The sequence below is a fragment of the Streptococcus vestibularis ATCC 49124 genome (genome assembly GCF_000188295.1).
Taxonomy (GTDB): Bacteria; Bacillota; Bacilli; order Lactobacillales; family Streptococcaceae; genus Streptococcus; species Streptococcus vestibularis.
The window spans coordinates 658,472-676,211 of the sequence record NZ_GL831112.1 but is presented as its reverse complement, the minus strand read 5'-3'; the positions used below and the strand labels follow the sequence as shown (position 1 = coordinate 676,211).

Genomic DNA, 17,740 nt, shown 5'->3' with positions numbered 1-17,740 from the left:
ACTGGGCCTCCTAGTTTTTCAATTCTTTAATGACAAGGTCGATAAAACTTTTAGCCATAGTGATGAGAATGTAGGCTGAGATAGACAAGCCAATAATCATGCCCAAATTTGAGAAGATAACTTCAAAATTGCCTCTTTCAAAGATGTCAGTAAACATGCTAAGTCCAGCAAAGACAGTTCCGATGACAGCGTAGATAAGGTAAGATGTTTTGATTTTCATGAGATGACCTCTTTCGTTTTTTATTATTTCTAAGTTATGACTAAAGTATATCTTTTTGGTCATTCTCTTTTTAGCACCAGATGTCATGACATGATATGACATTTGTCATGTGACGTAAAAAAAGCCAACCCAAGGTCAGCTTTTCATTTATCTTAATGACTATTTTTTGAATGGTTCTTCCACCATGATGAAAGGATAGAACCTGAGATATTGTGCCAAATACTGAAGATAGTTGATGGGATGGCAGCTTGTGGCACGAAATATTTCATGGCAAGGGTTGCTCCAAGACTTGAGTCTTGCATCCCCACTTCGAAAGTAATGGCTTTTTGTTGAGGCTCCTCCAAGCCAAGGAGTTTTGAAAATCCAAAACCAAGCGCATAACCACAAAGGTTATGAAGCATAACAACTGGGATAACAAGGGCTGTCGCTGCTGTGAAAATGTTGGCATGGTTGGCAGAAACAACTGCTCCAACAATCAAGAGGATGGCGGCTTGTGAAATCAAAGGCATAATCTTGATGATGGCATCGATTTTCTTACCAAAGATTGAGTGAACGAGTACACCCAAGATAATAGGGACAACCACGATACGCAAGGTACTTAGGAAGAGGCTTTGGGCAGGGACACTCACGTACTGACCAGCCAGGAATGACAAGAGGGTTGGAATCATGAGTGGTGCCAAAAGAGTTGAGAGGGTTTCAATAGAGACATCCAAGGCAACATCCCCACCTGAAAGGAAGGCCATGACACTCGATGAAGTCCCACTTGGACAAGACCCAACAAGGATAACACCTGCTGCTGTCGCACCTTTCAGATGGAAAATCATACAAAGCAACCAAGCCAAACCAGGCATGATGACATAGTGAGCTACAGTCCCTAGAACAACTGGAATTGGACGCTTAGCAATACGCTTGAAATCCTCAGTGGTCAAAGTAAGCCCCATACCAAAGAGAATCAAACCAAGCAAGTAGGCCGTATTGGGAATGACCCAACTACTAGTTGCAGGAAGGGCGTAGTTAAAGGCCGCCCAGAGGATAACAGCTACAGTAAACCATTTGCTGAGCCATTTACTAAAAGATACAAGTGAGTCCATAGTGAAACCTTCTTTCTATTTTCACGATATAGTATAGCACTTTCATTTTGAATTTCAAGATGTGTTTGGAATTTTCTGAAATTTATTTCAAAAAATAAACCCTCGCACTTGAATCACGAGAGTTTAGAGATTTCTACAAACTTTAAACCTTGTCTTTCGACTTCTCTTCAAACTGCTGAGCCCGTTCTTCTCCCCACCACAGTGGCAACAATTCACCCAAAGTAATGGTTTGACGTGTTTCGTAGTCAACCATGAACTCTAAATTACGATTGTCAGTATGCAGTTCCATTAAAAATTCGCGACAAGCTCCACAAGGCATGCCAGACGGTCCACCATGAGGTGGCTGGTCACGAAAGGCGATAATACGCTTGACCTTAGTCTGACCAGTTTCTTGATACATATTGAAAAGGGCAGCCCTTTCGGCACATAGATGGAAAACACCACACGTCCCTTCCATACAAAAGCCTGTGAAAATTTGCCCATCTTCAGCCTCAACGGCAGCCACAACGTGCCTAGCATAGACAAAGTCTGAGACTTCCTGTGGCTGATACAAGGCTTGGGCTCGTTCATACATCTTCTTCCAAATATCCATTATTTCTCCTTTAACCTCGATTACTTTCTCTATGAGACTTGATAAAGAGTGCAAGCCCTGTTGCTACTACAGTATAAGCCAAAATAAACAAAAGTGATTTCCATGAAAATGTTCCGTCCTTTGCAAAATTAACGACCAACTCATTGACATGATAGACAGGCGTCCACTCAGAAATGCTCTGAACCCACTTTGGAAACATGGAAATAGGCATCCATGAACCACCCACAATAGCCAAGCCAAGGTAGGTGATATTTGCAACCACAGACATAATTTGTTGGGATTTAATCTGAGCGATAAGCAAGCCAAAAGCCAAAAAGACCAAGCTTGATAGAAGTAAGAGGGCACCTGAACCTAGCCAACCTGACAAAGGCAACTCAACATCTCGAACAAAGGCTCCCACACAAAAAGTCACAATGATAGCCACCATAAAATTCAGCAAAACACGAAAGATCTTAGATAGATAATAAGACGAAATGCTGATTTTAGAATGCTCGATATAGGTTAACCAGTGCTCCGTTTGGTCCTCTTGCAACATATAGGGAAAGGTAAACAAACCAAAACTAGACATGGAAAAGCCAGTAATGGTTAACATATAGTTTCTTAGAGACTCTTTCTGTAACTCTGAGTCAGACTTGAAACAATACTTGAATAGAGGAGATAAAGAGTGACGGGGATCCCGATTCCCATGATAGAGACTGGCCAGCTACGTCATGGTTTTATCCATTCTATTTTTAATAATGCTTTCATGACTTGTCCTCCCTAAATTCTGTCCTTAAGTTTTTCCACAAAGAGGTAGGCCGCTGGACAGAAAAGCGTATTTTTGATAGTCAAATGATTAATCTGATAGATTTTCTTACGATTCGTGTGAGGAAAAGCTGCACAAGCCTTGGGGCGGACGTCATAGATATCACAGAGATTATCAGGTCCCAAAAATGGACAAGGCATAGACTTGAAGACCTTATCACCATCCTCATCTACCTGTAAGTACATCTCCTCAAAGGCAGGTAACTTCATACGAAAATGCTTTGCAATACGAGTGATGTCCTGCTCTGTGAAATCTGGTCCTAGCGTCTTACAGCAATTTGCACACTGGGTACAATCAATTTCTTGAAATACTTCATTATGCACCTCCTGAACAATCTTATCTAAATTTTTAGGGGCCTTCTTCTTGAGTTGGGCTAGAAACTTACGGTGCTCCCCCTGCTTTTGACGTGCCAACTCCTCGTAACGTTTGACATCAATAGTCTGCGACATGTGTTTTCTCCGATGATTTATAATTCTTTCATCTATTATAGCATAAAAGAAATAGAGCCTAGCATGAACTAGACTCTATGTAAGTTACATTGATACGATTCTACGATAAGAACGCGACGTTAGGGCGAAAACCAAGACATAGGCTAGGAAGAAAACGCCACAAACAATAATAGTGACCACTAACATAAGATCTGGATTGAGAACCCCAATAAGACGTATAATCAAACTGAGCATATGATAGGCAAAGGCCAAGTGAATAAAGGCAAAAATCAGAGGGAGGAAAAAGACGGTAAGAACTTGTTTACGAATGGTTTTCTTGACTTGTTGATCGTCCAAACCAATCTTTTGAAGAATAACAAAGCGCTCACGATCCTCATAACCTTCAGAAATCTGTTTATAGTAAATCACAAGAACTGTACCAATCATGAAGATGATAGATAGGAAAATACCGATAAATAATGTTCCGCTAACAAAGCCATTTAGTGCCCCTTCTACATCATATCGGCTATTAGTAATGAGGTTAAACCAAGGGACACCAGTAGTTTGTCCATCTAACTGTTGCGTTTCTTTATCCGCGAGTTTGTCTAACAAATCTGAATTTTTCTTGGCATCATGTGCAGGGTCTTTGACGTTAACACCAATATAGGTAGTCTGAGTGGTTGCTGTTCCTTTGATACTTTCTTTAAAATTATCCGTATCAGGAACGACAAGGTAGCTATAATCAGAAGATATAACTGAAAAGTTATTGGGTACTTTACCTTTAATAAAGTCATTAAGGCTATTCTGAATCTGGTAGTTTTGACCATTGATAGAGACACTCTTTTGATCTTTCAATGTTTTATTTTTAGTAAATAAGCCAACTTGATTTGAAGTCAGATTGAGGTCTTTACCTGTTAATTGTTTATAAGTAGCTTGTGAGAAGACAATAAAAATTGACTTTGGTAGAACTTTTCTTTCATTCTTAGAAAAGATGGTTAACTTGTTTTTTTCTTGTTTTTTGATACCAAAGTAGATGTAAGTTACTTCCGTTTTTCTATTGACCTGATTTCCCGACTGTGATAAGAAATCATCCATAACCTTCTGTGTACTTGTTACATCCACATTCGTTCCGGTAACTGAGTAATCATGTGGAGCAGCACTGGCCAGATAGTCTTTTTTTCCAGCATAGATATTTGTAGCACCTACAAGCGTCACGAGAACCATACTTGAGAGGATAGCAATGGTCGCCAGCCCAACTGCATTTTTCTTCATTCGAAAGACAAGGTTGGAAATGGAAATCATATTATTAGGCTTGTAATAGTAGCTTTTCTTCTTTTTCAAAAGTTGCAGAACTACTGTTGTCCCGGCATTGAAAAGAAGATAAGTCCCTAAAATGACCAGTAAAACAGCTAGGAAAAAACTGATAATAGCTGTTACTGGATTCTTAACAGAGAGAGCAAGATAGTAACCGCATCCCATAGTCCCAAGTCCTAAAAGAGTTTGAACAACTAGGAAACGTCCTTTTTTTTCACCCTTAAGGCCATCTTTCGTTAATTGTAAAGGATTAAGCCGTAGTAATCGGAAACCATTTACCAAAACCAACAAACTAAAAATACAAGCAAAGATGACAAGAACAATAGGAATAGTCATTACTTGAAAGGTTGAAACCAAACCTGTACTTTCTCCGATAATTCTTTGAAGAAAAGCATAAATGAGTTTATCGAATAGCGCCCCTACACCTATACCTAGAAGCAAAGTTACAACCCCCATAATCATCGTTTCTTTTAATATCATGCTAAAGAGGTGACGCTTCTCCAAGCCTAGCACACTATAGAGACCAAGCTCCTTTGAACGATTTTTCATAACAAAGCTATTGGCATAAAGAACAATAATCCCAGAAGAGAGGGCGACAATTACAAGTCCCATACCCAAAACCGCCTTGATAGAATCTGCCCCAGGTAAGTCACCCAGATGCGGATTAAGCAGTAAAGATGTAAAAATATAGGTAATAGCAATAACCAGAATAGTTGCCAATGTATACGGATAATAAAGCTTACGATTTTTGATGAGATTGGATAAAGCCAGTCTATTGGTTAGACGAAACATATTAGTTCACCTCACTTGCCATTGTAGTTAGTGTATCGGAAATTTCTTGGAACATTTGATGTTCAGACTTATCCCCTTTAAAGATTTGATTATAAAGAATACCATCCTTAATAAACAAAACACGCTGAGCACGACTGGCGGCCGATGTTGAGTGAGTTACCATAAGGATGGTCTGACCGCTGGCATTAATAGTATCAAAGACATCCAATAAGGCCGCTGAAGATTTTGAATCCAAGGCGCCTGTTGGCTCATCTGCTAAGAGGATTTCTGGTTTAGTGATGATTGCACGCGCAACTGCAACCCTTTGCTTTTGCCCACCTGAAATTTCATAAGGGTACTTCTCTAGCAAGGGATGGATTCCCAATTGACGACTGACTGCTTCTACTTGCGTCATCATTTGCTTAAGTGGACGTCGAGAAAGGACCAAAGGTAGCAAGATATTATCTTTAACAGATAGGGTATCCAAAAGGTTAAAATCCTGGAAAACAAATCCTAATTTTTCACGACGGAAACTGGAAGCATCCTTATTTTTAATGGTTGCTGTGTCCATGCCATTAAGGTAGACACGCCCTGCCGTTGGTTTATCAAGCATGGCAAGAATGTTGAGCAGGGTTGATTTTCCTGAGCCAGACTCACCCATAATAGCAACATACTCACCCTTTTCAACCGTAAAATGGATATCTTTAAGGGCCTCAACCTGATTTCCTTTGAAACGTGTTTTATAAATTTTTTTAACATGTTGAACATCTAGTAATGTCATAATAAGCTCCTTTATTTAGTAGATTTTGGAGAGATTTTAGGAATCTCTTACTTAACTTCTGATACCATTTTATAGAAAAAGCAGGGGCAAAACCATAACCCTTGCTTTCATTTGTGGTCATATTTCTTACACTTTTGTAAGTTATCAATCAATGGCTAACTTCTGCTTTTGAAAATGAATGGAAACTGTGGTTCCTTGACCTACTTGGGAGCTAATACTAATATCATGTCCAAGCTGATCAGCAATTTTCTTTGAAAGATAGAGACCTAACCCAGACGACTGCTGAGTCAATCGGCCATTGTAACCTGAAAAGCCACGCTCAAAAACCCTTAAAATATCACTATCCTTAATACCAATCCCAGAATCCTTAAGATAAAGCGTATTATCTTTGAAGTAAACTTCAATACCGCCATTCTTTGTATATTTCAAACTGTTTGACAAGACCTGCTCAATGATGACTAAGAGCCATTTTTCATCTGAAATAACCTTAACATCCAAGTCATCTAGGTTAATAGTCAACCCTTTTTGAATAAAGAAAAGACTATACTTTCTAACAACTTCTTTAACTAATTGTTCTAATGCAACCTGTTTCAACTGCAAATCATCATGAAAGTTTTCTAAACGTAAATACTGCAAAACCAAATGAGTGTAGGCATCGATCTTGAAGATTTCTTGCTCTAAGAGAGATCTAGTATTCCTATCTGTGACATCCTGAACCAACAATTGACTAGCCGCTATTGGCGTCTTGATTTGATGAACCCAAAGAGTGTAGTAGTCCATCAAATCTGTATAGCGCTTACATCCCTCCTCAGTCTGATTCTTCTGATTCTCCCTTGCATTTTCCAAGGTCTGGGCTAAGTAAAATTCCAAGGGACTTAAGGGAGTAATTTCCTCATATAGATATGCTAGCTTATAAGACTGATAGGATCTAAACAAGTCCCAAGCCACCATAATGATGGTCACAAAAGTCAGGATTGTCAGGGAATAATAAAGAACATCTGCTGCCTCTTCAAATAAAAAGGCAAACAAAAGCAAGATGATTCCGTTAAAGATAACCAAGAGATAGAAAGGCAGACGAGACCTAATATAGTATTTGATAAATTGACACTTACCCATCATGACGCAACCCGTAGCCGACACCTTTCTTGGTTTCTATAAATTCCTTCAAACCGACTGCCTCTAACTTCTTACGTAAACGTGCCACATTTACAGAGAGTGTATTATCATCAATAAAGAAGTCACTATTCCAAAGCTCCTTCATGAGGTCTTCACGACTAACAATATTACCAGAACGCTCGAAGAGAACTTGTAAAATCTGAAACTCATTTTTAGTCAAAGAAACGACCTCTCCCTGATAAACCAAATCCATGGCTTTGAGGTTCAATATCACACCTCTATATTCCAGGAGGCTCTGATCCTTACCGAACTCATAAGAACGACGTAAAAGCCCTTGAATTTTCGCTAGGAGAACATTTTGGTCAAATGGTTTAGTCACAAAGTCGTCTCCACCCATATTGATTGCCATAACGATATCCATGGCTTGATCTCTAGAGGACAAGAACATAATAGGCACCTTGGAGACCTTACGAATTTCCTGACACCAGTGATAACCGTTAAATAGAGGTAAACCAATATCCATAAGAACCAAGTGGGGTTCTTCTTTTACAAAAATTGATAATACTTCCATGAAATCCTCAACAAGAACAACTTCGTAACCCCACTGTTCTAGTATTTTTTTGACTTGTTGACGGATAACCTCATCGTCCTCAACTAATAAAATCTTATGCATAACTCAACCTCTTTCATTTCTCACTATTATAACAAAAATGACATAAGAATCGCCCTTTCTCAGCAAATATTACGATAATGTTAGATTGGATTTTCCAATTTTTTAAAGGGTGCGTTTTCATAGAAAAATTCTTTGAGTCTTCAAAGAAAATATAGTATTATAATAGTGTTGATGTTGGTTTATCATCAACCATCGAAAGCTTCATCGAATAATGAGAACATTACTTATTTATGTCACGAATGGGCGTGACGTTTCTACAAGGTGCCGTAACACCTAACAATGAGTAAGCTAATTTAGTCATAGAGAGATTTCAATGTCTTTTTGTGATTTTAAAGGCTTGCTTTGCAGGCCTTTTTTCTATTATTCGATTGTTTTGGTTTATTTCAGAGTCTCAATAGATTCTGAAATAAATCAACACACAGCATTGTTATTAAATTTATAGGAGGTAATATGAAATTACTGGAAGACCGCATTCTCAAAGATGGGAATGTCCTTGGGGAAAATATCCTCAAAGTTGACTCTTTCCTTACTCACCAAGTGGACTTTGAGCTCATACGTGAGATTGGAAAGGTCTTTGCTGAAAAGTTCAAGGATACTGGCATCACCAAGGTGGTGACTATCGAGGCATCTGGTATTGCACCAGCCCTCTATGCAGCTGAGGCTTTGGATGTCCCTATGATCTTTGCTAAGAAGGCTAAAAATATCACCATGAATGAAGGGATCCTCACTGCTGAGGTTTACTCCTTCACTAAACAGGTGACTAGTACTGTCTCTATCGCAAGCAAGTTCCTCACTCCTGAAGATAAGGTTCTCATCGTTGATGACTTCTTGGCTAACGGTCAAGCTGCCAAAGGCTTGATTCAAATCATCGAAGAAGCTGGTGCACACGTCGAAGCGGTTGGTATCGTTATTGAGAAATCTTTCCAAGATGGTCGTGCTCTTTTGGAAGAAGCTGGTTACCCAGTCGTTTCACTTGCTCGTTTGGATCGTTTTGAAAATGGTCAGGTCGTATTTAAGGAGGCGGACATCTAATGCAAAATAAAGAGAAACATTCGCAGGCGGCGGTCCTAGGACTGCAACACCTACTTGCCATGTACTCGGGATCAATCCTAGTGCCAATCATGATTGCTGGAGCCTTAGGGTATTCAGCTCATGAATTAACCTACTTGATTTCCACTGACATTTTCATGTGTGGTGTAGCAACCTTCCTCCAACTTCAACTTAATAAATACTTCGGTATCGGTCTTCCAGTTGTTCTTGGGGTTGCTTTCCAGTCAGTGGCACCACTTATTATGATTGGTGAGAAACACGGTAGCGGTGCTATGTTTGGTGCCCTTATCGTTTCAGGGATTTATGTTATCCTCATTTCTGGCGTCTTCTCAAAAGTAGCCAATCTCTTCCCTTCTATCGTTACAGGATCAGTCATCACAACTATCGGTTTGACCCTCATCCCTGTCGCTATCGGAAATATGGGGAACAACGTTGATAAACCAACTGGTCAAAGCCTCTTCCTTGCAGCTATCACCGTTCTTATCATCCTTTTGGTTAATATTTTCACTAAAGGATTTATCAAATCCATCTCAATCTTGATTGGTTTGATTGTCGGTACTGCTATCGCAGCAAGCATGGGCTTGGTTGACTTCTCACCAGTGGCTGCGGCACCTATTGTCCACGTGCCAACACCATTCTACTTCGGAATGCCTAAGTTTGAGTTGTCATCAATCATCATGATGTGTATTATCGCTACAGTGTCTATGGTTGAATCAACTGGAGTTTACTTGGCCCTCTCTGATATTACCAAAGAACCACTCGATAGCACTCGCCTTCGTAACGGTTACCGCGCTGAAGGTTTGGCTGTTCTCCTTGGTGGACTCTTCAACACCTTCCCATACACTGGTTTTTCACAAAACGTTGGTCTTGTGAAATTATCAGGTATCAAGACTCGCTTGCCAATTTACTATGCCGCTGGTTTCCTTGTTCTTCTTGGACTCCTTCCTAAGTTTGGTGCCTTAGCGCAAATCATCCCAAGCCCAGTCCTTGGTGGTGCTATGCTTGTTATGTTCGGTTTTGTTTCTATCCAAGGGATGCAAATCTTGGCTCGTGTTGATTTCGCCAACAACGAACACAACTTCTTGATTGCTGCGGTATCAATCGCTGCAGGGGTTGGTCTTAACAATAGCAATCTCTTCAACAGCCTACCAACTGCTTTCCAAATGTTCTTCTCAAACGGTATCGTGGTCGCAAGCTTGCTTGCCATCTTCCTCAATGCCATTTTGAACCATAACAAAAAAGAAAAATAAAAACGAATAAACTCCCCTTATAGATTGTACTGATCCATAAGGGGAGTTTTTATTATAGTCTTAACGAACTGATGGTAGCAAGATCTTTGATAACAATAGCGGTATCAAATCTCACCTCAAATAGAATCAGCGATTCTCCTGCGTAATCTATTGTCTTTTTATAATCTGGAACCTTTGCAATGAAATGTGCTGCCATATCAAATATAGTTTTCGAACTTCTTTTTGCGAGACCTTTGGCTTTGACATGCTGGTTTCCAGTGTGGGGAATAGTGGTAAAGGCAATCGAAGGATTTTCTTCTATTTCCTTGACCTTGTCATTATCTTTAAAGGACGAAAAATAAAGAATGTTTTCACTAGGGTCGAAATAGAAATTAACGATTCTTACATTAGGAATGTTACTTACAGAAGTTGCCAAGGCCATTTCTGTTTGTTCTGCCATTATTCTCAAAAATGCTGTTTTCGTGTTCATTTTCAAAGCCTCATTTCCTTAGATTAATTATATCTGAAAGCCTATAAAATGTCAGTAGAGAAAATGAAAGCAAAGTGTTTCTTTAAGATTAAAACAGATTGAAAGCAAGTCATATCTATAGTACAATGAAAATATAAATGTTTGAAAAATTAATTTAGAAAGGAAAACAGAATGCACGAAACACATTCTCTCCGTGAGCGATTCCTTGTTTTCTTCAAGATTTTTGTGCCCATACTGATTTATCAGTTTGCCAACTTCTCGGCAGCCTTTGTGGACACTACCATGACTGGTCAATACGATACCCTACACTTGGCGGGGGTAGCCATGGCAACGAGTTTATGGAGTCCTTTTTTCACCTTTTTAACAGGTATCGTCTCTGCCCTAGTTCCTATTATCGGACACCATCTAGGGGCAGGTCGCAAGGACCGAGTGGCACCTGATTTTTATCAATTTCTTTATATGGCTTTGGGCCTATCACTGATTCTCTTTGCCCTCGTTTTTCTGGGGGCTCCCTTAGTTTTGAGCCACTTAGGTTTGGAACCTGTTGTCAGAAAGGTGGCCCTTGGTTACCTACGCTTTTTGAGTCTTGGGATTATTCCCCTTCTGCTCTTTAGCGTGGCTCGATCCTTCCTTGATTCACTTGGCCTCACGCGCCTCTCCATGTATCTCATGCTTTTACTTCTACCACTAAATGGTTTCTTCAATTTCCTCCTCATCTATGGCATTGCTGGTTTACCAGAGTTAGGGGGAGCTGGAGCTGGGCTTGGAACTTCATTGGCTTACTGGGCCCTTCTCCTTATTTCCATCGCGGTTATCAGAAAGCATAAAAAGATTAAGCCCTACCACATTGAAAAGGTTCAACCCCTTGATAAAGCAGCTCTGCTTGGCGCCCTTAAACTAGGTCTCCCTATTGGTGGAACGGTCTTTGCGGAAGTCACCATCTTCTCAGGTGTTGGTCTGGTTATGTCTAAGTATCCGTCACTAGTGATTGCTAGTCACCAGGCGGCCATGAATTTCTCAAATCTCATGTATGCCTTTCCTCTCAGCATTTCCAGTGCCATGGCTATCATTATTTCCTACGAATTTGGGGCCAGACGCATGGATGCCGTCAAGAGCTACAGCAAACTAGGTCGCCTGACAGCCTTAGGATTCTCTATCTTTACCTTGATTTTCCTCTACTTCTTGCGTTATGATTTGGCTGAACTTTATGGACATGAGCCTGATTTTTTGAGAATGACGGCCATTTTCATGACCTATAGCCTCTTCTTCCAAGTGGCGGATGTCTTTGCGGCTCCCCTTCAAGGAATCCTGCGTGGCTATAAAGATACCAAGGTACCTTTTTATCTCGGTGTCCTAACCTACTGGGGCATCACCCTCCCAGTTGGCTTCCTGCTTGAAAAAGTCACTGGACTTGGTCCCTATAGTTACTGGATTGGCCTGATTGCCAGCCTTATCGTCAGTGGTCTCTGTTACCAATGGCGCTTAAATAAGATCGTTAAACGTTACGAATCACATCCTTGATATACCTGAAGCAGTCTCATCAGACTGCTTTTACTCTGCTCAAATCTTGAAAAAAAAGAAAAAAGCCTCTTGCATATTGAAAACAGATAAACTGTTATCAATACACAAAAAACTTCTTTTTATGAGTGATACTTTAAATTCAGATTTTCCTGACCTATTACCAAACTGGATTCATTAATGAAAGCATAATGTTTAATATTGAAAAAGGTCGCTTCTTTATCCTGAATGGTTAGGTCACATATTATGTTAGTTTTAAAAGGCTTTCATCTTATATACATCTTCTTTTGTCACATAAAAAGAGGTTGGGACCAAGGGTCACCAACCTCTCTTTTAGCTTTTACTAATTCCTTCAGAATACCTAATCAGTCCACTTGATCAAGCAAGTAAGCATAGCCCTCTTTTTCCATATCAGCTTTAGGCACAAATCGCGTTGCTACACCATTGATACAGTAGCGTAGACCTCCCTTGTCACTTGGCCCATCTGGAAAGACATGCCCTAGATGGGAGTCGCCCACACGACTACGAACTTCGATGCGGTCCATATTGTGAGAATGGTCTTCCTTGTAATTGGCTACCTCGGGGCTTATAGGGCGAGAGAAACTTGGCCAGCCACAAGCTGAATCAAACTTGTCCTTGGATGAAAAGAGAGGCTCACCGGTCACTACATCAACATAAATACCTGGTTCAAACTGATTCCAAAGTGGACTCGTAAAGGCCCGTTCTGTTCCATTCTCCTGAGTCACAGCGTAGGCTTCTGGACTCAAACTTTCCTTAAGCTCCTCCCGATTCGGCTTGTGATAAGTACTGGCATCAATGACAGGATTAGCTGCCTGATTGACATTGATATGACAGTAGCCATTCGGATTTTTCTTGAGATAATTTTGATGGTAATCCTCAGCAGGAATAAAGTGCTCCAGGGGCAACAATTCAACCGCCAAAGGCTGACCGTATTGCTCAGTCATTTCTTGGAAAACTTGCTTGATAGTCGATAAATCATTTGCATCCGTGTAGTAAACACCCGTACGGTACTGAGTTCCCACATCATTGCCCTGTTTGTTTTTACTCATAGGATTGATGATACGGAAGAAATGAAGCAGAATCTCTCGCAATGACACCTTGCTAGCATCATAGGTCACCTGAACCGTTTCAGCGTGGCCCGTCTGACCGATAAGCTCATAGCTAGTCGTCTCACTACGGCCATTAGCATAACCCGAAACCGCATCAAGCACACCAGGCACACGAGAGAAATACTCTTCCACACCCCAGAAACAACCACCTGCAAGATAGATCATATGAATATTTAGATTTGACATTTTTAACACTCCCTTCAATAGATAATTATATCTCCACGCCTTAAGTGTAACGCTTTTGAGAAGATTTCGCACTTATAGTGACTTGGGGACACAAAAAATCCCACCACATTGTGATAGGATTTTATTTTTATTCCATTTCGAAGCTTTCGCTCTTAATCTTATCTGGTAAGACAAGAGATAGGAGGATGAGTAAGATGGCTGGAATCAACCATGGCAGTGATGCTCCTGATAATGGAAGGAAGTTAATAATGGCATTAAGTCCTGCAAGTTTGAACTGGCTGCCAATTACACTAAGCAAAGCGATCAGTGTCACTACACCAACTGTAATTTGCATACCAGGTTTAGACAAGGCCACAAACTTATTAGCAATCACAATCATAACAATTGTGATTGTAATTGGGTAAAGAATCAACAGTACTGGTACTGAGAAAGCAATGATATTATTAAGTCCCAAATTGGCAATCGCAAATCCAATAAGAGTGAAGACAATAGCATAGGTTTTGTATGAGACTTGTGGGAAGGCCTTATTAAAGAACTCACCGGTCGCCACAATCAATCCTGCTGTTGTCGTAAAGCACGTCACTGTTACCATAACTGCTAGGAAAATCTGTGACATGGGACCAAAGATAGCCTGTGTTGCACTCGATAGAACTGCTGCTCCAAGGTTAGCACCTTCTCCCAAAGTTGATGTATCAAGTGGGAAATGATTACCCAAGAATGCTAGACCTAAGTATAAACCTGAGAACATCAATCCAACCAGAATACCTACAACCCAAATGGTTGAGATGTACTCTTTTTTAGATTTAAAGCCTAATTGATTGAGGGTTACTACTGCCACCACACTAAAGGCTACCGAAGCCAAGGCATCTAAGGTATTGTACCCTTCCAAGAAACCATTACCAAAGGCTGTGGCTTTGTAAGCTTCTGTTGCTGTATGTGTGCTATGACCACCATATTTAAAGGCACCAGCTACAATCAAAATAACGATTAATAGAGCAAAGATAGGTGTCAGGATTCGACCAATACTATCTAAAATCTTAGAAGGATTCATTGCAATCCATAAAGCCAAGGCAAAATAAATGGCTGTGAAGGCAAGTAACCATAGACTAGTATGACTATTACCAAGCATTGGTGCAATACCAATTGAAAAAGCTGTCGCTGCTGTCCTTGGAATGGCAAAGAAGGGTCCAATAGACAAGTAAAGCACTGCCAAGTATAACAAGGCAAACTTAGGTGAGATTTTTTGAGAAATCTCGTGAATATACCCCTTCGGATTTAAAGTCCCAATAATAAGTGTTAGAATTGCAATTCCAACACCAGATAGGACAAAACCGGCAATAGCTGGCCAGAAATGACCTCCAGATTCAAAGCCTAGCTGAGGTGGGAAGGTTAAGTTTCCCGCTCCGAAGAACATACCAAACAGCAAAAGGGCTGTAAGGCCTCCTTTTTTTAACATAAGTTACTCCAATCTAAAACAAACAAGACATCATCTCAAAAAAGATAACTTGTTTATTACTATTTTAGTCAACTTACTTAGTATGACATGATTAGTTTGGAACTTCAAGCTATTGAAACGTATTAGGAAAGGTTTTTAAAATTTCAAATTTTCTGTATCATTATACGAAAAAACTAGACAAGATTCTTATCATTCTTATCTCGTCTAGTTTAAATACTTAAATTATGGGTGACTAACAATCAGTTCAAGTTCTCCCTTAATTTGCCATGCTTGAACATCGCTAGGTATAATGAAGTGACTTCCTTTGGCAATGTCGTAATCTTCCCCGTCTACTTTAAGGCTTCCTTGACCGTCAAGTACACTAAACAAACTGTAATCAGCAGTCTTTTCAAAATCAGCTTTACCTGAGATTTCCCACTTATAAACGGCAAAGAAATCACTAGCGACTAAAAGCGTTGATTTGAGATCATCTACTTTTGTTGTGACTGGGCGACTATTGGCAGGTTCTCCAATAGTAAGCACATCAATCGATTTTTCTAGATGGAGCTCACGCAAGTTCCCTTGGTCATCCTTACGGTCAAAATCATATACACGGTAGGTCGTATCACTAGATTGTTGGGTTTCAAGAACCATGATTCCTGCACCAATAGCATGCATGGTACCGCTTGGAACATAGAAGAAATCTCCTGCTTTAACTGGAACTTTTGTCAAGAGATTTTCCCAATCCTTACTTTCAATTTGTTGGCGCAATTCTTCTTTTGATTTAGCATTGTGACCATAAATGATTTCTGCACCTGGTTCAGCAGCAATGATATACCAGCATTCTGTTTTACCAAGCTCACCTTCATGTTCAAGTCCATAAGCATCATCTGGATGGACCTGAACCGAAAGCCAATCATTGGCATCCAAAATCTTAGTTAAAAGTGGAAAGACAGGTTCCTTGCGATTGCCAAACAACTCACGATGCTCTGCATAGAGAACATCCAAAGTTTGACCGGCATAACGACCATTCTCAATAGTAGAAACACCATTTGGGTGTGCGGAAATAGCCCAGTACTCCCCAACATGGTCGCTTGGTATGTCATAGCCAAAGACATCACGTAAATGCGTACCACCCCAGATTTTTTCTTGCATAACAGATAGTAAAAACAATGGTTCAGACATAATATTCTCCTTATTCTAGGAACAGAGCCTCAGAGTCTCTGGAAAATTTTAGAAAAATGACTATCAGTGATAGATTCGTAGATGGATAAATTCCACATATGTCTTTAAATCACATGAAAGTCACTAGTCCTTTTATTTACCAAAATTTTAGGCAAGTTCTTATGATTGTTTACCTCAATTATAAGCATAATTTGTGAAAAATTCAACAAAGTCTTAAAGAAATCATAATATTTTGGCTTAATGTCTTTAAGTTATCCCATAATCTAATTTACTTTTAAAGTCTAGCTCACTCCCTCATTTTCTGGATGAACTTATTGAAATTAAAGGCTTTTTATCCTATAATACTAGTGATACTGTGAAAGGAAACTTATCAATGAAATTCTACTCCTATGACTATGTGCTAAGTCAGATTAGCCAACAAAACTGGGTTATGGTTGCCATTGCTGCAGGACTTATTTTAGTGACTGGCGTATTTGCTTTTAAGGCCTTCAAAGAACGCCATAATACTAAGTTTCGTGAACTCTCTATCATTTCTATTTTAACCTTAGTTGCTGTGGTTCTAATTGCTATCAGTAATTTCCAAACTAATCAGACCAATGATAACCAGTTCCGAGCATCTCTTCATTTTATTGAAGTCATCTCGAAACAGTTAGACGTCAAGAAAGAAAATGTCTATGTCAATACTTCTGCAGCCACTGATGGAGCTATCGTAAAAGTTAAAGACAACTACTACCGTGCCATTGCAAGTTCGGATCCTGATAGCTACTTGCTAGAACAAATAAAACTTTACAAGTCTGATGTTGAACTCGTGGAGGTTAAAAAATGACATCTTTTTATCTTACTGTTGCAATTAAACTAGCTTTGGGGCTTATTTCACTCGTCTTTGTTATCAATTTAACAGGTAAAGGAAACCTAGCACCTAGCTCAGCTACTGACCAAGTACAGAACTTTGTTCTTGGTGCAATCCTCGGTGGTACAATTTATAGTAGTACCGTTTCAATCCTCCAATATATCGTGATTTTGATTATTTGGACGATTTTGATTTTACTTCTAAAATGGCTAATTACCAATATTCTCTTTATCAAACATTTGATTGACGGTAAACCAACTGTCATCATCAAACATGGTCAACTAGATCCTGAAGCTTGTCGCTCTAAAGGACTTTCAGCCTCTGATGTCGCTTTAAAATTACGTTCCCAAGGAATTTTTCAACTTAAAGAGGTTAAACGTGCAGTTATTGAACAGAACGGCCAATTGATTGTGGTTCGTGTAGGTGATGAAAATCCTAAATACCCAATTGTCACAGATGGTGTCGTTCAATTAGAAATTCTTGACAGTATCGGAAAATCCGAAGCATGGTTAAATGACGAACTTACTAAAATGGGATATGACAACATTTCAGATATCTTCATCGCTGAATACGATAAAGGAAACATTAATGTCGTGACTTATTAAACAAATCACTTGCATTACCGTTTAATATTGTCTACAATGGTCTCATCATAAAAAGGAGGTTCTACTATGGGAATCGAAGATAAATTGAATCAAGCTAAAGGCGCTCTTAAAGAGGGGACTGGTAAACTGACTGGCGATAAAAAGACTGAAATCGAAGGTGCGGTTGAAAAAGTTGTATCTAAAGCAAAAGATAGCCTCGAAGACATTAAAGGTAGCGTTGAAGGTGCGGTTGAAGGCCTTAAAAATAGCTTTAAAAAATAAGTTAAAAAAC

18 protein-coding genes, 1 pseudogene and 1 riboswitch are annotated in these 17,740 nt (G+C 39.7%); of the genes and pseudogenes, 6 read left to right on the top strand and 13 right to left on the bottom strand.

Features of this window, described 5'->3' with window-relative positions:
* Positions 1–10: 10 nt before the first annotated feature.
* From HMPREF9425_RS03410 to HMPREF9425_RS03370, 9 genes and pseudogenes are all read right to left on the bottom strand, one after another.
* A complete protein-coding gene (locus HMPREF9425_RS03410) occupies positions 11–220 on the bottom strand; it encodes a hypothetical protein (RefSeq protein ID WP_003094505.1) in 210 nt (69 codons plus the stop codon).
* 152 nt (positions 221–372) lie between these two features.
* Positions 373–1,311, bottom strand: a complete 939-nt coding sequence (locus HMPREF9425_RS03405; protein ID WP_003096789.1) for a bile acid:sodium symporter family protein — start codon at positions 1,309–1,311, stop codon at positions 373–375.
* Between the two features lie 142 nt (positions 1,312–1,453).
* Complete coding sequence (locus HMPREF9425_RS03400; RefSeq protein WP_003096787.1) at positions 1,454–1,903, bottom strand: cytidine deaminase family protein; 450 nt, start codon at positions 1,901–1,903, stop codon at positions 1,454–1,456.
* A 10-nt stretch (positions 1,904–1,913) separates the two neighbouring features.
* A pseudogene (locus tag HMPREF9425_RS03395) lies at positions 1,914–2,590 on the bottom strand (ABC transporter permease).
* Positions 2,591–2,662: 72 nt separating this feature from the next.
* A complete protein-coding gene (locus tag HMPREF9425_RS03390) occupies positions 2,663–3,157 on the bottom strand; it encodes a YkgJ family cysteine cluster protein (protein WP_003094156.1) in 495 nt (164 codons plus the stop codon).
* A gap of 84 nt (positions 3,158–3,241) precedes the next feature.
* A complete protein-coding gene (locus HMPREF9425_RS03385; RefSeq protein ID WP_003096783.1) occupies positions 3,242–5,242 on the bottom strand; it encodes an ABC transporter permease in 2,001 nt (666 codons plus the stop codon).
* Position 5,243: 1 nt separating this feature from the next.
* Positions 5,244–6,002, bottom strand: coding sequence for an ABC transporter ATP-binding protein (locus HMPREF9425_RS03380; protein ID WP_003094077.1), 759 nt, complete (start codon positions 6,000–6,002; stop codon positions 5,244–5,246).
* A 144-nt stretch (positions 6,003–6,146) separates the two neighbouring features.
* Complete coding sequence (locus HMPREF9425_RS03375; RefSeq protein WP_003096780.1) at positions 6,147–7,121, bottom strand: sensor histidine kinase; 975 nt, start codon at positions 7,119–7,121, stop codon at positions 6,147–6,149.
* On the bottom strand, positions 7,111–7,791 hold the full coding sequence (locus HMPREF9425_RS03370; protein WP_003096778.1) for a response regulator transcription factor: 681 nt from the start codon (positions 7,789–7,791) through the stop codon (positions 7,111–7,113). Before HMPREF9425_RS03370 ends, HMPREF9425_RS03375 begins: the two co-directional genes overlap by 11 nt.
* A 204-nt stretch (positions 7,792–7,995) precedes the next feature.
* Positions 7,996–8,091, top strand: a riboswitch (purine riboswitch).
* A gap of 150 nt (positions 8,092–8,241) precedes the next feature.
* On the opposite strand from HMPREF9425_RS03370, the gene HMPREF9425_RS03365 reads away from it, so the two are divergent.
* On the top strand, positions 8,242–8,823 hold the full coding sequence (locus HMPREF9425_RS03365) for a xanthine phosphoribosyltransferase (RefSeq protein WP_003096776.1): 582 nt from the start codon (positions 8,242–8,244) through the stop codon (positions 8,821–8,823).
* Positions 8,823–10,091 (top strand): nucleobase:cation symporter-2 family protein, encoded by a 1,269-nt coding sequence (locus HMPREF9425_RS03360; RefSeq protein WP_003096774.1) that lies wholly within the window; start codon positions 8,823–8,825, stop codon positions 10,089–10,091. Before HMPREF9425_RS03365 ends, HMPREF9425_RS03360 begins: the two co-directional genes overlap by 1 nt.
* A 52-nt stretch (positions 10,092–10,143) precedes the next feature.
* On the opposite strand, the gene HMPREF9425_RS03355 is transcribed toward HMPREF9425_RS03360, so the two are convergent.
* On the bottom strand, positions 10,144–10,560 hold the full coding sequence (locus HMPREF9425_RS03355; RefSeq protein WP_003096772.1) for a pyridoxamine 5'-phosphate oxidase family protein: 417 nt from the start codon (positions 10,558–10,560) through the stop codon (positions 10,144–10,146).
* A 171-nt stretch (positions 10,561–10,731) separates the two neighbouring features.
* Between HMPREF9425_RS03355 and HMPREF9425_RS03350 the strand changes: the two genes are divergently transcribed.
* Positions 10,732–12,081, top strand: coding sequence for an MATE family efflux transporter (locus HMPREF9425_RS03350; protein ID WP_003096770.1), 1,350 nt, complete (start codon positions 10,732–10,734; stop codon positions 12,079–12,081).
* A 362-nt stretch (positions 12,082–12,443) separates the two neighbouring features.
* Here the strand turns inward: HMPREF9425_RS03350 and msrB are convergent, their stop codons facing one another.
* The 3 genes from msrB to manA form a co-directional block, all read right to left on the bottom strand.
* Positions 12,444–13,394, bottom strand: a complete 951-nt coding sequence (gene msrB / locus HMPREF9425_RS03345; protein WP_037621405.1) for a peptide-methionine (R)-S-oxide reductase MsrB — start codon at positions 13,392–13,394, stop codon at positions 12,444–12,446.
* A gap of 127 nt (positions 13,395–13,521) precedes the next feature.
* A complete protein-coding gene (gene brnQ / locus HMPREF9425_RS03340; protein ID WP_003096767.1) occupies positions 13,522–14,850 on the bottom strand; it encodes a branched-chain amino acid transport system II carrier protein in 1,329 nt (442 codons plus the stop codon).
* A gap of 222 nt (positions 14,851–15,072) precedes the next feature.
* The gene (manA, locus tag HMPREF9425_RS03335) at positions 15,073–16,014 is read right to left on the bottom strand and encodes a mannose-6-phosphate isomerase, class I (RefSeq protein WP_003096764.1); all 942 of its coding nucleotides are present in this window, start codon (positions 16,012–16,014) and stop codon (positions 15,073–15,075) included.
* A 373-nt stretch (positions 16,015–16,387) separates the two neighbouring features.
* On the opposite strand from manA, the gene HMPREF9425_RS03330 reads away from it, so the two are divergent.
* The 3 genes from HMPREF9425_RS03330 to HMPREF9425_RS03320 all read left to right on the top strand — a co-directional run bounded on the left by HMPREF9425_RS03330 (position 16,388) and on the right by HMPREF9425_RS03320 (position 17,730).
* On the top strand, positions 16,388–16,840 hold the full coding sequence (locus HMPREF9425_RS03330) for a DUF3290 family protein (protein ID WP_003093268.1): 453 nt from the start codon (positions 16,388–16,390) through the stop codon (positions 16,838–16,840).
* The gene (locus tag HMPREF9425_RS03325) at positions 16,837–17,469 is read left to right on the top strand and encodes a DUF421 domain-containing protein (RefSeq protein WP_003096762.1); all 633 of its coding nucleotides are present in this window, start codon (positions 16,837–16,839) and stop codon (positions 17,467–17,469) included. The genes HMPREF9425_RS03330 and HMPREF9425_RS03325 overlap by 4 nt, the downstream gene beginning before the upstream one ends.
* Before the next feature lie 66 nt (positions 17,470–17,535).
* On the top strand, positions 17,536–17,730 hold the full coding sequence (locus tag HMPREF9425_RS03320) for a CsbD family protein (protein WP_003096760.1): 195 nt from the start codon (positions 17,536–17,538) through the stop codon (positions 17,728–17,730).
* The last annotated feature ends 10 nt before the right edge of the window (positions 17,731–17,740 follow it).

Excerpts from the sequence above, each read along its gene's own strand:
- HMPREF9425_RS03410 (WP_003094505.1), bottom strand. The coding sequence starts at position 220 with ATGAAAATCAAAACATCTTACCTTATCTACGCTGTCATCGGAACTGTC.
- HMPREF9425_RS03405 (WP_003096789.1), bottom strand. The coding sequence starts at position 1,311 with ATGGACTCACTTGTATCTTTTAGTAAATGGCTCAGCAAATGGTTTACT.
- HMPREF9425_RS03400 (WP_003096787.1), bottom strand. The coding sequence starts at position 1,903 with ATGGATATTTGGAAGAAGATGTATGAACGAGCCCAAGCCTTGTATCAG.
- HMPREF9425_RS03390 (WP_003094156.1), bottom strand. The coding sequence starts at position 3,157 with ATGTCGCAGACTATTGATGTCAAACGTTACGAGGAGTTGGCACGTCAA.
- HMPREF9425_RS03385 (WP_003096783.1), bottom strand. The coding sequence starts at position 5,242 with ATGTTTCGTCTAACCAATAGACTGGCTTTATCCAATCTCATCAAAAAT.
- HMPREF9425_RS03380 (WP_003094077.1), bottom strand. The coding sequence starts at position 6,002 with ATGACATTACTAGATGTTCAACATGTTAAAAAAATTTATAAAACACGT.
- HMPREF9425_RS03375 (WP_003096780.1), bottom strand. The coding sequence starts at position 7,121 with ATGATGGGTAAGTGTCAATTTATCAAATACTATATTAGGTCTCGTCTG.
- HMPREF9425_RS03370 (WP_003096778.1), bottom strand. The coding sequence starts at position 7,791 with ATGCATAAGATTTTATTAGTTGAGGACGATGAGGTTATCCGTCAACAA.
- HMPREF9425_RS03365 (WP_003096776.1), top strand. The coding sequence starts at position 8,242 with ATGAAATTACTGGAAGACCGCATTCTCAAAGATGGGAATGTCCTTGGG.
- HMPREF9425_RS03360 (WP_003096774.1), top strand. The coding sequence starts at position 8,823 with ATGCAAAATAAAGAGAAACATTCGCAGGCGGCGGTCCTAGGACTGCAA.
- HMPREF9425_RS03355 (WP_003096772.1), bottom strand. The coding sequence starts at position 10,560 with ATGAACACGAAAACAGCATTTTTGAGAATAATGGCAGAACAAACAGAA.
- HMPREF9425_RS03350 (WP_003096770.1), top strand. The coding sequence starts at position 10,732 with ATGCACGAAACACATTCTCTCCGTGAGCGATTCCTTGTTTTCTTCAAG.
- msrB (WP_037621405.1), bottom strand. The coding sequence starts at position 13,394 with ATGTCAAATCTAAATATTCATATGATCTATCTTGCAGGTGGTTGTTTC.
- brnQ (WP_003096767.1), bottom strand. The coding sequence starts at position 14,850 with ATGTTAAAAAAAGGAGGCCTTACAGCCCTTTTGCTGTTTGGTATGTTC.
- manA (WP_003096764.1), bottom strand. The coding sequence starts at position 16,014 with ATGTCTGAACCATTGTTTTTACTATCTGTTATGCAAGAAAAAATCTGG.
- HMPREF9425_RS03330 (WP_003093268.1), top strand. The coding sequence starts at position 16,388 with ATGAAATTCTACTCCTATGACTATGTGCTAAGTCAGATTAGCCAACAA.
- HMPREF9425_RS03325 (WP_003096762.1), top strand. The coding sequence starts at position 16,837 with ATGACATCTTTTTATCTTACTGTTGCAATTAAACTAGCTTTGGGGCTT.
- HMPREF9425_RS03320 (WP_003096760.1), top strand. The coding sequence starts at position 17,536 with ATGGGAATCGAAGATAAATTGAATCAAGCTAAAGGCGCTCTTAAAGAG.